The organism is Kitasatospora sp. NPDC101447, assembly GCF_044767225.1.
Lineage (GTDB): Bacteria > Actinomycetota > Actinomycetes > Streptomycetales > Streptomycetaceae > Kitasatospora.
Genome location: NZ_JBIWNL010000016.1, coordinates 114,975 through 129,142, shown reverse-complemented (window position 1 = coordinate 129,142; position 14,168 = coordinate 114,975). Strand labels below are relative to the sequence as shown.

12 protein-coding genes are annotated in these 14,168 nt (G+C 72.8%); 5 read left to right on the top strand and 7 right to left on the bottom strand.

The genetic code is table 11. The features are described from left to right. Nucleotides 1–19: 19 nt before the first annotated feature. The 4 genes from glnII to ACIRST_RS23425 all read right to left on the bottom strand — a co-directional run bounded on the left by glnII (nt 20) and on the right by ACIRST_RS23425 (nt 4,402). The gene (glnII, locus tag ACIRST_RS23440) at nt 20–1,042 is read right to left on the bottom strand and encodes a glutamine synthetase GlnII (protein ID WP_350521328.1); all 1,023 of its coding nucleotides are present in this window, start codon (nt 1,040–1,042) and stop codon (nt 20–22) included. A 257-nt stretch (nt 1,043–1,299) separates the two neighbouring features. Continuing rightward, a complete protein-coding gene (locus ACIRST_RS23435) occupies nt 1,300–2,313 on the bottom strand; it encodes an SCO1860 family LAETG-anchored protein (RefSeq protein WP_402804078.1) in 1,014 nt (337 codons plus the stop codon). Between the two features lie 139 nt (nt 2,314–2,452). Beyond that, a complete protein-coding gene (locus ACIRST_RS23430; RefSeq protein ID WP_350521330.1) occupies nt 2,453–3,130 on the bottom strand; it encodes a uracil-DNA glycosylase in 678 nt (225 codons plus the stop codon). A 180-nt stretch (nt 3,131–3,310) separates the two neighbouring features. Further along, nucleotides 3,311–4,402, bottom strand: coding sequence for an amidohydrolase family protein (locus ACIRST_RS23425; protein WP_402804076.1), 1,092 nt, complete (start codon nt 4,400–4,402; stop codon nt 3,311–3,313). A 76-nt stretch (nt 4,403–4,478) separates the two neighbouring features. Between ACIRST_RS23425 and ACIRST_RS23420 the strand changes: the two genes are divergently transcribed. After that, entirely contained in the window at nt 4,479–5,588 is a 1,110-nt protein-coding gene (locus ACIRST_RS23420; protein ID WP_402804074.1) for a pyridoxal-phosphate-dependent aminotransferase family protein, read from the top strand. Between the two features lie 58 nt (nt 5,589–5,646). Here ACIRST_RS23420 and ACIRST_RS23415 read toward each other — a convergent pair whose 3' ends face one another. Together ACIRST_RS23415 and ACIRST_RS23410 are read right to left on the bottom strand one after the other, a co-directional pair. Continuing rightward, entirely contained in the window at nt 5,647–7,290 is a 1,644-nt protein-coding gene (locus ACIRST_RS23415) for an APC family permease (RefSeq protein WP_350521333.1), read from the bottom strand. Nucleotides 7,291–7,600: 310 nt separating this feature from the next. Beyond that, nucleotides 7,601–8,203, bottom strand: a complete 603-nt coding sequence (locus ACIRST_RS23410) for a hypothetical protein (RefSeq protein WP_402804072.1) — start codon at nt 8,201–8,203, stop codon at nt 7,601–7,603. Between the two features lie 182 nt (nt 8,204–8,385). On the opposite strand from ACIRST_RS23410, the gene ACIRST_RS23405 reads away from it, so the two are divergent. Continuing rightward, nucleotides 8,386–9,966 (top strand): TauD/TfdA family dioxygenase, encoded by a 1,581-nt coding sequence (locus tag ACIRST_RS23405; RefSeq protein WP_402804069.1) that lies wholly within the window; start codon nt 8,386–8,388, stop codon nt 9,964–9,966. Nucleotides 9,967–9,991: 25 nt separating this feature from the next. Here ACIRST_RS23405 and ACIRST_RS23400 read toward each other — a convergent pair whose 3' ends face one another. Continuing rightward, the gene (locus tag ACIRST_RS23400) at nt 9,992–10,726 is read right to left on the bottom strand and encodes a GntR family transcriptional regulator (RefSeq protein ID WP_396547018.1); all 735 of its coding nucleotides are present in this window, start codon (nt 10,724–10,726) and stop codon (nt 9,992–9,994) included. 459 nt (nt 10,727–11,185) lie between these two features. Between ACIRST_RS23400 and ACIRST_RS23395 the strand changes: the two genes are divergently transcribed. Genes ACIRST_RS23395 through ACIRST_RS23385 form a run of 3 tightly spaced genes read left to right on the top strand, consistent with a single transcriptional unit; the run spans nt 11,186 to nt 14,142 of the window. Beyond that, nucleotides 11,186–12,349 (top strand): extracellular solute-binding protein, encoded by a 1,164-nt coding sequence (locus ACIRST_RS23395; RefSeq protein ID WP_350521340.1) that lies wholly within the window; start codon nt 11,186–11,188, stop codon nt 12,347–12,349. A gap of 6 nt (nt 12,350–12,355) precedes the next feature. Then, complete coding sequence (locus ACIRST_RS23390) at nt 12,356–13,333, top strand: ABC transporter permease (RefSeq protein WP_402804066.1); 978 nt, start codon at nt 12,356–12,358, stop codon at nt 13,331–13,333. Beyond that, a complete protein-coding gene (locus ACIRST_RS23385) occupies nt 13,333–14,142 on the top strand; it encodes an ABC transporter permease (RefSeq protein ID WP_402804125.1) in 810 nt (269 codons plus the stop codon). Before ACIRST_RS23390 ends, ACIRST_RS23385 begins: the two co-directional genes overlap by 1 nt. The last annotated feature ends 26 nt before the right edge of the window (nt 14,143–14,168 follow it).

The following is a 14,168-nucleotide window of genomic DNA, read 5'->3' as shown; positions in this document are numbered from 1 at the left end:
ACACCACGGGGGCGTCGGATCAGACCTGGCCGGCCTTCTCCAGGGCCTCGCAGCAGGTGTTGATCAGGAGGCGGGTGACGACGTAGGGGTCGACGTTGGCGTTCGGGCGACGGTCCTCGATGTAGCCCTTCTGCTCCACCTCGACCTGCCACGGGATGCGGACGGAGGCACCGCGGTTGGAGACGCCGTAGCTGTAGACGTTCCACGGGGCGGTCTCGTGCTTGCCGGTGAGGCGGGACTGGATGTCGTCACCGTACTGGCTGACGTGCTCCAGCACCTTCTCCTGCGAGGCGCCGAGCGACTCGCAGGCGGTGATGATGGCCTCGTAGCCCTCGCGCATCGCCTTGGTGGAGAAGTTGGTGTGCGCACCCGCGCCGTTCCAGTCGCCACGGGCCGGCTTGGCGTCGAGGGTGGCGTCGATGCCGAACTCCTCGGCGGTGCGGTAGAGCAGGTAGCGGGCGATCCACATGTCGTCGGAGACGGTCAGGGCGTCGACCGGGCCGATCTGGAACTCCCACTGGCCGGGCATGACCTCGGCGTTGATGCCGCAGATGGCCAGGCCGGCGTCGATGCAGCGGTCCAGGTGCAGCTCGACGATCTCGCGGCCGAAGACCTCCTCGGCGCCGACGCCGCAGTAGTAGCCGCCCTGCGGGGCCGGGAAGCCGCCCTCCGGGAAGCCGAGCGGGCGGGAGCCCTTGAAGAAGGTGTACTCCTGCTCGATGCCGAAGATCGACTCCTGGGAGGCGTACTTCTCGGCGACCTCGCGCAGCAGGGCGCGGGTGTTGGACTCGTGCGGGGTGCCGTTCGTCTCCAGGACCTCGCAGAGGACCAGGATGTTGTCGCCGCCGCGGATCGGGTCCGGAACGACCTTCACCGGCTCCAGCACGCGGTCCGAGGCGTGGCCCTCGGCCTGGTTGGTCGAGGAACCGTCGAAGCCCCAGGTCGGGATCTTGTCGGCGTTGGGCAGGACGCGAGTCTTGGAACGGAGCTTCGCGGTCGGCTTGGTGCCGTCGATCCAGATGTACTCGGCCTTGATTGCCACGGCTTGTCCCTCGCATTGCTGGGTGGTGGGTGCCCGCGTAGCGTCGCAAGCCGCCGTTTCCCGGTTGTTCCTCTCATGTAACGCGCATGTGAACCAACCGTCCGCATTGGCACGGTCACGGTGCGGGAGTGCCGGGGGTGGCACTCCCGCCTCGCGCGGTGCACGCGCCCCTCCCCCGGGGCCCTCCGCGGACCGGCCGCCGAGGCCGGGGCCGGTCACCGCAGCAGTCGGCGGCCGGCCCCGGTCACGACGTCGCCTCAGTGCCGGCGGGCGTGCGCGGCCCGGCGGCGCCGGGTGGCCCACAGCGCCGCCGCCCCGCCCGCGACCAGGGCGGCGGCCCCGGCGGCCAGCGGGCCGGTGGCGCTGCTGCCGCCGGTGGTGGCCAGCCGCTCCGGCTGCGCGGACTTCCCGGCCCCGGCCGGCGGGACGGCGGCGTGCGAGGTGGTGGTGTCGGCCACCGGCCGGGCGGCGGGCGCGGTGCTCGGGGCGTTCGTCACGGACGGGGCGGCCGACGGCGCGGAGGGCTTCTCGCAGCCCACCGAGGCGACGGTGACCTTGCCGCTGACCTTGGCGACGTTCAGGTTCAGCGGGTTCACCTCGACCTGCACCTCCAGGGCCGAGGCGGCGGCGGTGGTCGAGGTGGTGGTCTTCTTGGAGAACTCCACCGTGACGCTGCCGATCAGCGGCACGTCCACCTTGGTGGGCCCGTACAGGCCGACGGTGACCGGCTTGCCGAGCACGGTCAGCTTGGCCGGCGCGACCACGTCCGCGGTGGGCTGCCCGTCCACCGGGCAGGTCGCCTCGGCGCTCATGGCCTCCAGGCCGAGCAGCGCGGTGGCGGGCAGGCCGGGTGCGTGCACGTCGGCGTTGACCAGCTTCACGGAGGCGGTGGCGCCCTTGGCGTCGACGCGGGTCACGGACGTGCCGACGTCGGCCTTGACCAGGGTGACCGGGCCCTGCTGGTCGACACCGTCCACCGCGGCGGTGAGGACGGAGCCTCCCCCGGCCTCCGGCCGGGGGGACCCCGATCGCTGTGCGGGCGACTCCACCTTGTTCAGTGCGATGTTCACCGGGACGTCCACGGCGTTGTTCAACAGCTTGACGTCCAGCGCGACTTCGGCGGTGACGGCGCGGGCTTTGCCCGGGGAGGGCTCGGCCGACGGGGCGGCCGGAGCGGCCTGGACGGGCCCGGCGGTGAGCAGCGTGCCCGCCGCCATCACGGCGGTGGCGGCGGCGACGGCGGTTGCAGAAACGATTCGGCGAGCAGACAAGGCGGTACCCCCACACAGATGGAACGATGAGCCGCCAGTCTTCTCGAACAATCCGTCACATGAGCAACACGGAACGTCATTTCACCCGTTGGAGTGAGATTGCCGTTCCGCGCTGACCTGACTCTGCTACGAACGGGCCTCAGGCCAGCCGCCAGTCCACCGGCTGCGCCCCCTGCCGCACCAGCAGCTCGTTCGCCCGGCTGAACGGCCGGGAGCCGAAGAAGCCACCGCTCGCCGAGTACGGGCTCGGGTGCGCCGACTCGATCGCCGGGACGGCCCCCAGCAACGGCCGCAGGTTACGGGCGTCGCGCCCCCACAGGATCGCCACCAGCGGGCCGCCGCGCGACACCAGCGCCCGGATCGCCTGCTCGGTGACCTCCTCCCAGCCCTTGCCGCGGTGCGCGGCGGGCTTGCCCGGCGCGGTGGTCAGCGCGCGGTTGAGCAGCAGCACGCCCTGCTGCGTCCACGGGGTGAGGTCGCCGTTGGACGGCTGCGGCAGGCCCAGGTCGGTGCCGTACTCCTGGTAGATGTTGATCAGGCTCGCCGGGATCGGGCGCACCTCCGGCGCCACCGAGAAGCTGAGCCCGACGGCGTGGCCGGGCGTCGGGTACGGGTCCTGCCCGACGATCAGCACCCGCACGTCGGCGAACGGCTGCTGGAAGGCCCGCAGCACGTTCGGGCCGGAGGGCAGGTAGGTGCGGCCTGCGGCCAGCTCGGTGCGCAGGAAGTCGCCCATCGCGGCGACCCGTCCGGCGACGGGTTCCAGGGCGGTGGCCCAACCGGGCTCGACGATCTCATTCAGTGGACGCGGTGCCATGGTCGCCACCCTATCGGCCTACACCGACAGGGCGTTCCGGCGGATGATCATGGGATCGAGGGCCACCGGGAGGCCCTTTCCGCGGGCCCCGCAGCGGCCCGGCGGCGGCCCTGACGGACCCGACAGCCCGGCAGCCCGGCGGCGGACCAGGCGGGCCCGAACCGCGCACCCGACCCGCCGTCAGCCGACCGGCCTCCCCCGCAGCACCACCAGCTGCGGGTCCGCGAGCACCCGGACGTCCGCCCGCGGGTCCTGCGCGTACACCACGAAGTCCGCCGGCGCGCCCTCCTCCAGGCCGGGCCGCCCCAGCCACCGCCGCGCGCCCCAGCTCGCCGCCGACAGCGCCTCGGCCGGGCTCAGGCCCGCCTTCACCAGCTCCGCCACCTCGTCCGCGACCAGCCCGTGCGCGAGCGAGCCGCCCGCGTCCGTGCCGACGAACACCGGGATGCCCGCGTCGTGCGCCGCGCCGACGGTGTCGTACCGGCGCTCGTGCAGCCGCCGCATGTGCGCCGACCAGGCCGGGAACTTGGCCTCGCCGCCGGCCGCGAGGCCCGGGAAGGTCGCGATGTTGACCAGGGTCGGGACGATGGCGACGCCGCGCTCGGCGAAGACCGGGATCAGCTCCTCGGTCAGCCCGGTGGCATGCTCGACGCAGTCGATCCCGGCCGCCAGCAGGTCCGGCAGCGACTCGGCGGAGAAGCAGTGCGCGGTGACCCGCGCGCCCTCCTCGTGCGCCGCCGCGATCGCCTCGGCCAGCGCGTCGCCGGGCCAGCAGGCGGCCAGGTCGCCGCGGTCCCGGTCGATCCAGTCGCCGACCAGCTTGACCCAGCCGTCCCCGCGCCGGGCCTCGGCCCGGACGTACGCGGCCAGGTCGCCGGGCTCGATCTCGTGCGCGTAGTTGCGGATGTAGCGGCGGGTGCGGGCGATGTGCCGCCCGGCGCGGATGATCCGGGGCAGGTCCTCGCGCTCGTCGATCCAGCGGGTGTCGGCGGCCGAGCCGGCGTCGCGGATCAGCAGGGTGCCGGCGTCGCGGTCGGTGAGCGCCTGCTTCTCGCTGGTCTGCGCGTCCACCGCGCCGTGCGCGTCCAGGCCGACGTGGCAGTGCGCGTCCACCAGGCCCGGCAGCACCCAGCCGGTCACCGTCCGGACGTCCCCGGCGGTCGGCGGGCGGGTGAAGCTCACCCGGCCGTCCACCACCCAGAGTTCGTCCCGGACGTCCTCCGGACCGACCAGCACCCGACCCCGCACGTGCAGCACCGCGCCATCGCTCATGGCCGCACTCTACCGACGGAGACGTTCCGTGTAAGTAGCGAAGATGCGGCAGACTCGTTCCCGCACCGACCGTCCCTTGCAGCGAGAGGCCATCAACGACGTGAGTCCCTTCCTCGACCTCCCCCCGCTCAGCGCCGCCGAGTTCGCGGCGATCGAGGACCAGGTGGCCGCGCTGCTGCACACCGAGGCCGACGTGATCGTCACCCAGGGCGAGGCGCTCCTCCCCCTGGAGGCCGCGATCCGCGGCGCCGCCCACCCGGGCTCCACCGCGCTCAACATCGTCACCGGCCCGTACGGGCAGACCTTCGGCAACTGGCTGCGGTCCTGCGGCGCCACCGTCGTCGACCTCGCCGTCCCCTTCGACAGCGCGGTGAGCGCGGAGCAGGTCGCCGAGGCCCTCCGGGCCGACCCCGGGATCGACTTCGTCTCGCTGGTCCACGCCGAGGCGGCGACCGGCAACACCAACCCGGTCGCGGAGATCGGCGCCGTCGTCCGCGAGCACGGCGCCCTGCTGATGCTCGACGCGGTCGCCTCCGTCGCCGCCGAACCGCTGCTCACCGACGAGTGGGGCATCGACCTCTGTGTGATCGGCGGCCAGAAGGCGATGGGCGGGCCCGCCGGGGTCTCCGCCGTCTCGGTCTCCGAGCGCGCCTGGGAGCGGATCACCGCCAACCCGGCCGCCCCGCGCCGCTCCTACCTGTCGCTGCTCGACTGGAAGGAGCGCTGGACGGACGCCGGCCGCGCCGTGCTCCCGCACGCCCCGGCCCAGTTGGAGATGCTCGCCCTCGGCGCCTGCCTGGACCGGATCGCCGCCGACGGCCTGCCCGCCGTCATCGGCCGCCACCGCGCCGCCGCGGCCGCCACCCGGGCCGGCGTCCGCGCGCTCGGCAGCCTCTCCCCCTTCGTCACCGAGGACGCCCACGCGGCGCCGGTCGCCACCACCCTGCGCACCCCGGACGGGCTGCACGCGGGCGAAATCGCCGCCCGCCTCGACCCGGCGCTGCCCGTCCAGCCGGGCGGCGGCGCACTGGCCGCCTCGATGCTCCGGGTCAACCACTACGGCGCCGCAGCCTCGCTGGACACCGTCCGCGCCTGCCTCGCCGGTCTGGCGGCAGCCACGGACGCCGACGCCGAGCCGGCCCTGGCCGCCGCCGGGGCGGCATGGAAGGCGAACGTCGAGGCGTAGGGACACGCGGAGCGGCCCCCGGGAACGGTTCCCGGGGGCCGCTTCCGGTTCGCCGGGCTCAGTGCCCGCCCGCGTCCACCACCTCGACGCCGCGGATGTTCCGCTCGATCTCCTCCGCCGGCAGCGCGACCGCCAGCGCCCAGTAGTAGACGACCAGCGAGAACACCACCACGACGAGGATGTCCCACCACAGCGGCAGGTTCCCCTTCGCGCCCGCGCCGAAGCTGCCCTGCCAGGAGATCAGGCCCATCCCGACCAGGTAGGGCGGCAGCCACTGCCCCGCCTTGAAGTCCATCCGCGGCGCGTTCGGCACGCCCTTCGAGACGGCGTACGCGGAGTACCCGCCGAGCAGCACGTACCCGATCACGATGGCCAGGCCCAGGCGCCACAGGGTGTCCCAGCCGGACCAGTAGATGATGAGGCTCGCCACCACGAAGGCCACCGGCGAGATGATCGTGCCGCCGGGCAGGTGGTACGAGCGCTCCATCCCCGGCAGCCGCTTGCGCAGCACGCCGAACGCCAGCGGGGCACCGGCGTACATCAGCACGACGGCCGAGGTGATGAAACCGACCAGCCGCTGCCAGCTGGGGAAGGGGAGGAAGCAGATCACGCCGGCCACCCAGGCGATGATCAGGCCCAGCCAGGGCACCGAGCGCTTGTCGGTGAACTGCAGGGCCTGGGGCGCGTAGCCGTTGCGGCTCAGGCCGTACGTCACCCGCGAGCTGGAGGTCATGTAGACCAGGCCGGTGCCGGCGGGCGAGATGATCGCGTCGATGAACAGGATGGTGGCCAGCCAGCCCAGGCCGATCAGGGTGGCGAGGCCCGCGAACGGCCCGCTGATGCCGGGGTAGGTGAGCGTGCCCCAGCCGCCGGCGAAGGTCTCCGGCGGCAGGGCGCCGATGAACACCACCTGGAGCATGATGTAGATGACCGTGCCGATCACCACCGACCCCAGGACGGCCCGGGGGATGTCCCGGCGGGGGTTGCGGCTCTCGCCGGCCCACTGGATGGCCTGTTCGAAGCCGAGCAGCGCGAAGATCACCCCGCTGGTGCTGATCGCCGCGAGCACGCCCTTGGCGCCGTCCGGTGCGAAGCCGTGGACGTTGAAGTTGGAGCCGTGGAACTCGGTGATCCCGAGGGCGAAGATGGTCAGGATCGGGACGGCGACCTTCCAGACCGTCGCCACGCTGTTGGTGTGCGCGAGCAGCCGGACGCCGAGGAAGTTGATCGCGACGAAGACACCCATCAGCGCGGCTGCGACGACGAAGCCCGCGCCGGTGAGCGTCAGGTCCTTGTTCAGCAGGCCGTCCGCCCAGGACCAGTGCTGGGAGTAGTTGATCATCGCTTGCACCTCGATCGGTGCGATGGTCGCCGCCTGCAGCCAGGTGAACCAGCCGAAGGACATCCCCGCGAACCCGCCGAAGGCGTAGTGCGGGTACCGCGCCGTCCCGCCCGCCACCGGGAACAGCCCGCCCAGCTCGGCGTGCACCAACGCCAGCAGGATGATCGCCACCGAGCCGATCGCCCAGGACACCAGTGCCGCGGGCCCCGCCGCCACCGCGGCCTTCTGCGCACCGAACAACCAGCCGGACCCGATGATCGCCCCGACCGAGGCCCACAGCAGCCCGGCGACCCCGACCTCACGCTTGAGCCCGGTGTGCCCCGAGGCGATCGGCCCCGTGTTCGTATCGGAATGAGCCATGCCCGGCCGCCTCTCGCTTCAGGGGAAAATCCACCCCGACAGTGCCGCAGCCGCAGCCCCTCGCTCGCCCCGAAACGCGCTGCACCCCGCCCCCGTCAGCCAGACGGACGAAGCGGCCGCCGATGACGGCCGCTCCCCCTCCGCAGTAACGCCACCGGCGTATCGTCCTGCGCCTCGACCGGCTCCCCGTCGCGTCGCATGATCAGCGGATAGGCCTCCGAGAAGTCGGCTGCGACGGCGACCGGCCCAAGCGATGATCGGCACCCGCCCGACCCGCAGCCGCTGCCGGAGCCCGGATGAGCGGCCGGGCTCAGGAGGGGGCCTCGGCGAGCCGGCGGAAGTCGCGGGCGTGGCGGGCGGCGGCGTCGACGTCCTGCTCCGTGCCCCGGACGTACTCGCCGTAGATGCCCAGCATGCTGCCGTCGCTCCAGAGGCAGAGCGCGCTGACCGTGCTGCCGTCGGCGCCGAAGGAGCCGCAGCGCATCACACCGCCACGCTCGCCCGGGTCGGCTTCCGTGAATCCGGCGCGCAGTTCCGGCTTGGGAAGCTCCTTCGCCATCAGTTCGTCCAGGGCCGCGGCCGGGTCGGTGTTGTGCTGCGGCATCACGCGGACGGTGATGTTCCGGGCCCGGTCGGCGCTGATGTAGCTGGTGCCCACGGCGGTGGCGGGCAGGTCCCCCTTGGCGACCCCGCTGCGGATGAGCTTCACGAAGGCGGAGTCCGGGACGGACGGCAGGCCGTCGAACTCCTGGGGCGGGCGGTACTGCCGGTCCGCCGCCGCCCCGGTGGCGGCCGGCGCGGCGGCCGGCACGGAGGCCTGCGCGGCGGTCGGGGTGGCGCCGTTGCCGGTGCAGGAGACCGCCAGTGCGGCCAGCGCCGTCAGTGCGACGGTTCTCGGGAGTCGATCGTTCACCGGCACATCCGAGCAGGTCCGGACCGCGCCGCGCAACCGGCTTCGGGGGCCGCCCCCCGCACAGTTCGCGCAGCGTTCACCCACCGGGCACGCGGAGCTCACCGCGGGCAGGCAGGCTCCCGCAAGGGGGGAAGTTGGCTATACAACTTCGCGCCGGAAGCCACCGAACAGGAGACCACCCCATGACCGAGCCGTCGCCGTACTGGCTGCGCGACAACTGCCCGTGCGCCGAGTGCCGGGACCCGCGCAACGGGCAGAAGCTGTTCCAGATCAACGACCTGCCGGAGGACCTGACGATCGCGGCGAGCACCGAGTCCGACGGTCGGCTGGAGGTGCTCTGGTCGGACGGGCACCGCTCCCGCTACCCGCTCGACTGGCTGGCGGAGGAGGACGAGGGGGACGGCCGCACCGAGCAGGGCAAGCGGCTCTGGGCGGCCGCGGACTTCGCCCGCGGCATCCCCGAGGCGGAGTGGGAGACCTACCTGACCGACCCGGCCGAGCAGGCCGCGGTGCTCGCCGCCGTCCGCCGCAGCGGGTTCGCGGTGCTGCGCGGGGTGCCGGCCGTGGAGCGGCAGGTGCTGCGGGTGGCGGAGAGCTTCGGGTACGTGCGGGTCACCAACTACGGGGAGCTGTTCGACGTCCGGGTCGAGCCGGACCCGAACAACCTCGCCTTCACCAGCGCCGCCATCGCGCCGCACACCGACAACCCGTACCGCGACCCGGTGCCGACGCTGCAGCTGCTGCACTGCCTGGAGAACTCGGCGACCGGCGGGGACTCCGGCCTGGTGGACGGCTTCAAGGCCGCGGCGGTCCTCCGCGCGGAGGCGCCGGCGGACTTCGAGACACTGACCCGCACGCCCGTCCCCTTCGTCTTCCGCGACCGCCGCACCGAGCTGCGCGCCGACCGTCCGCTGATCGACGTCGACGCCCTCGGCCGGATCCGCGAGGTGCGGTTCAACAACCGCTCGATCGGCACCCTGCGCGGGAGCGGCGAGCAGCTGAGCGCCTTCTACGCCGCCTACCGCCGCTTCGCCGCGATCACCCTGCGCCCCGAGCTGCAGCTCACCTTCCGCCTCGGCCCCGGCGACTGCCTGGTCTTCGACAACACCCGCCTGCTGCACGCCCGTACGGCCTTCCGGCAGGACGGCCACCGGCACCTCCAGGGCTGCTACGCCGACCTGGACTCGCTGTCGAGCACCCTCGCCGTGCTGCACCACCGCGCCGCCGCCCTGGACGCGGTCGCCGGGCTGTTCGCGGGCGAGGGCGCCGGGGAGTACCTGGGCGAGGAGGTCACCATGGCCGAGCACATGCTGCAGGCCGCCGCTGCCGCCGAGGCCGCCGGAGCGCCGGACCACCTGGTCGCCGCGGCCCTGCTGCACGACGTCGGCCACTTCCAGGGGGCCCTGCACGGACGGGACCTGATGCAGGGGAACGACAACCGGCACAGCGACACCGGCGCCGACTGGCTGGCCCGCTGGTTCGGCCCGGAGGTCACCGAGCCGGTCCGGCTGCACGTGGCGGCCAAGCGCTACCTGTGCGCGGTCGAGCCCGGGTACCGCGACCGGCTGTCCGCGGCCTCCGAGTACACGCTGAGCGTCCAGGGCGGCCCGATGTCCGACGCCGAGGCCGCCGCCTTCGCCGAACTCCCCGGCGCGGTCGACGCGGTGGCCGTACGGCGCTGGGACGAGCAGGCGAAGGTGGCCGGCGCGCCGACTCCCGGCTTCGACCACTACCGGCCGCTGCTCGCCGCCCTCATGCGGTAGCGCACCGGGACGCGCGGGGGACGGCTCAGTCCATCTCCCGCGCGTGCCGCGAAAGTGCCGAGGTGGCAAGGGAGTTGTGCACGCTGAACGCCACCGTCCCGGGCAGGTAGCGGTCCTGGGACCACTCCACCGGGGTGCCGGTCGGGTCGGTGGTCCGGCGCCGCTCGCGCAGCAGCGGGCCGCCGCGGCGGCAGCCGAGCAGCCGGGCGTCCTCGGCGTTGGCGGCGACGATGTCGATGGTGTGGTCGGCGTCGGTGAACAGGATGCCGTGCTCGCGCAGCACCTCGGTGTGCGAGACCACGTCCGGCGGCAGTTCGGCGACGATCTCGCCGACCCGCGGCGGGTAGACGGTGCGTTCGACCATCACCGGCGTGCCGGACAACGTCCGCAGCCGGACCGTCACGTACACCTCGGCCCCCGGTTCCAGGCGCAGTTGCTCGCGCTCGGCGGCGTCCGCCGGGCGGCGCACCAGCGAGTCCAGGATGCCGCCGGGCTCCTCGCCCATGGAGTACGCCCAGTGCGTGAAGCTGAGCAGTTCGGAGAAGCTCTGCACCCGCGCGCCGCCGAGCACCACCCGGCGGGTGCCGCGGCGGGAGGTGACCAGCCCGTCGGAGCGCAGCACCGCGAGCGCCTGACGGACCGTGCCGCGCGAGACGCCGTACTGCTCGGCCAGCGCGCCCTCGGCGGGCAGCCGGCCGGCCTCGCCGAACGCGCCGGTGGTGATGGCCTCGCGCAGGTCGGCGGCCACCTTCCGGTACAGCGCGCCGGAGGCCCGCTCCCCGGTCGCGGCGGGGCGGTCCCCGCCGACGGGACGCTCCTCGGTGCCGGCGTGCTCTCTCGCGGCCGGGCGCCCCTCGGCCTCGGGGCGCTGGGGCTCGGTTGCCACGTCAGTCAATGTCCCTCCTGGGGCGGTGTCCTGCGCAGCGGTACCGGCGCGGACAGCCAGACCCTATCCCGCTACGCCTTCGAAGCATCGCACCGAACGGATCACGCTCCGGTGGCCGGATTCCACCGTTCCCGTAGCCGACCCCGGTTCTGGGCCGTCCGTTCACCTTCCCGTCACCGGGCTCCGGCGTACTTACCTCCGTCAGCGAAGTTGGCTAGTCAACTCGGACGGTTCCGAACAGCCCCCGAAGCCCGGACGACTCCGGACCGCCACTCGCCAGATCCCCCGATCGAGACGCCCACTCGCAGTTCCCCCTTCTCAGGAGACTGACCCGTGTCCGTGCACCGCGCCCGTACCGCCGCCTTCGCGGCCGTCCTGACCGCCGCCGCGCTCTCCCTCACCGCCTGCGGTTCCGCCGGCTCCTCCGCGAAGTCCGGCGACGCCGCGGGCGGCAAGAACGCCAAGACCGCCACCTCGGTCGCCGACTTCGGCGGCATGGACGCGCTGGTCGCCGCCGCCAAGAAGGAGGGCAAGCTGCACGTCATCACGCTGCCGCGCGACTGGGCGAACTACGGCAAGCTGATGGACGACTTCAAGGCCAAGTACGGCATCGAGATCGAGGACGAGAACCCGGACGGCTCCAGCCAGGACGAGATCAACGCGGTCACCTCCCGCAAGGGCCAGGACCGCGCCCCCGACGTCGTCGACCTCGGCTCCGCCTTCGCGCTGAGCGCCGCCAAGCAGGGCCTGCTGGCCCCGTACAAGGTGACGGACTTCGACAAGATCCCGGCCACCATGAAGGACGCCGACGGTCGGCACTACAACGACTACGGCGGCTACATGTCGATCGGCTGCGACGCCAAGAAGGTGTCCGTCTGCCCGAAGACCTTCGCCGACCTGCTGAAGCCCGACTACAAGGGCATGGTCGCCCTCAACGGCAACCCGACCAAGGCCGGCGCCGCCTTCGGCGCCGTGTACGCGGCCGCGCTCGCCAACGGCGGCTCGCTGGACAACATCCAGCCCGGCATCGACTTCTTCGGCAAGGTCAAGCAGGCCGGCAACTTCAACCCGGTCGAGGTCACCCCGGCGACCATCGAGAAGGGCGAGACCCCGATCTCGATCGACTGGTCGTACCTGAACGCCGGCTACGCCGACAAGTTCAAGGACAAGGGCATCGACTGGCAGGTGGCCATCCCGTCGGACGGCTCCTACGCCCAGTACTACAACCAGGCGATCAACAAGGACGCCCCGCACCCGGCCGCCGCGCGCCTGTGGGAGGAGTACCTCTACAGCGCCCAGGGCCAGAACGGCTTCCTCGGTGGCTACGCCACCCCGGCCCTGTTCGACGCCATGAAGGCCGCCGGCACCCTGGACGCGGCCGCCGCCGCCAAGCTCCCGCCGGTCGAGAAGCCCTTCACCACCTTCCCGACCCAGGACCAGACGGACGCGGCCAAGAAGACCGTGACCGAGAACTGGGCCAAGGCGATCGCGGGCTGACCTGAGATGACCACGGCTCCCACCCCGGTGCCGGCCACCGCCTCCGCCGCCCAGAGCGGCGGGGGCGCCCCCGGCCCCGCAACCCCCACCACGGCCTCGGCCCGCACGGCCAAGGCCCCCCGCTCCGGCAAGCGCCGGGGCGGCGGCGGCCGAGCCTGGCTCGCCGCCCTCCCCCTGCTGCTGTTCTTCGTGATCGGCTTCGGCCTGCCCGCCGTCGCGATCGCCATCGGCGCGTTCACCACGTCCTCGGACGCACCCGACGGCGGCGGCACCTTCACCACCGACAACCTCACCGGCTCGCTCCAGGGCGCCTACTGGACGGCCCTGTGGGGCAGCGTGAAGCTCTCGCTGCTGACCGCGCTGATCGCCACCGTGGTCGGCCTGCCGCTGGCCCAGGCCGTGGCGACCTCCCGGTTCCGGATGTTCCGCGAGGCGGTGATGTCGGCCTCCGGCGTGCTCGCCAACTTCGGCGGCGTGCCGCTGGCGTTCATGTTCGTCGCCACCCTCGGCAACTCCGGCGAGGTCACCAAGAAGCTCGGCCTGACCACGCACGGCTGGAGCCTCTACACCTTCTCCGGTCTCTCGGTGGTCTACCTCTACTTCCTGGTCCCGCTGATGGTCATCACCATCACGCCGGCCCTGGAGGGCCTGCGCGTGCAGTGGCGCGAGGCCGCCCAGAACAACGGCGCCACCTCGCTGCAGTACTGGCGGCACGTCGCGCTGCCCGTCCTGCTGCCCTCGCTGCTCGGCGGCTTCGTGCTGCTGTTCGGCGCCTCCTTCGCCGCGTACGCCACCGCCGAGGCCATGGTGGGCAGTTCGGTGCCGCTGATCTCGATGCAGATCGGCGACGCGCTGTCCGGCAACGTCCTGGTCGGCCAGGGCAACCTCGCCCTCGCCCTCGGCCTCGACATGATCGTGGTCGCCTGCCTGGTGATGGCCGTGTACCTGCCCCTTCAGCGCCGGAGTGCCAAGTGGCTCGCCTGATCGATCGCATCCGTTTCGGCCGCGGCCTGGTCCTGCTGCTCTGCGGCGTCTACTTCGCCGTGCCGATGGCCGCCTCGCTGTGGTTCAGCATCGACGACAACAAGGGCGGCACCACCTTCCGCGCCTACACCGAGCTGCTGAACGCCCCCGGCTTCACCGACAGCCTGGTACTCAGCCTCGAACTGGCCGGCGTCACCGTCGCGGTGCTGCTGCTCCTGCTCGTCCCGGCGATGCTCGCCGCCCGGCTCGGCGCGCCCAAGCTGCGCCCGGTGATCGAGGTGATGTGCTCGATGCCGCTGGTCGTCCCGGTGGTCGCGCTCACCACGGGCATCATCGGCGTGCTGCGCTGGGGCCCGGACTACCTGCAGGACACCCCGCTGTTCCAGACCATCGTGGCGATCCAGGACCCGCAGTTCCCGATCGTCCTGGTCATCGCGTACGTGCTGATGGCGCTGCCCTTCGCCTACCGGGCGATCGACGCCGGCCTGCGCGGCGTGGACGTCGTGACCCTGGTCGAGGCCGCCCGCAACTGCGGCGCCGGCTGGCTGCGCGCGGTGTTCACCGTCGTCCTGCCGAACCTGCGCAGCGCGCTGCTGAACGCGGCCGTGCTCACCGTCGCCCTGGTGCTCGGCGAGTTCACCACCGCCTCGATCCTCGGCTTCGCCCCCTTCTCGGTGTGGATCAACTCCAACGGCAAGAGCGACGGCCAGATGTCCGTCGCGGTCTCCATGCTCAGCCTGTTGATCGTCTGGCTCGTCCTGCTGTTGATGTCCGCCGTCGGCCGCGGCCGCAAGACCGCGCGCTCCTGAGCGCACCGCCCGTACGGTCCTGAACC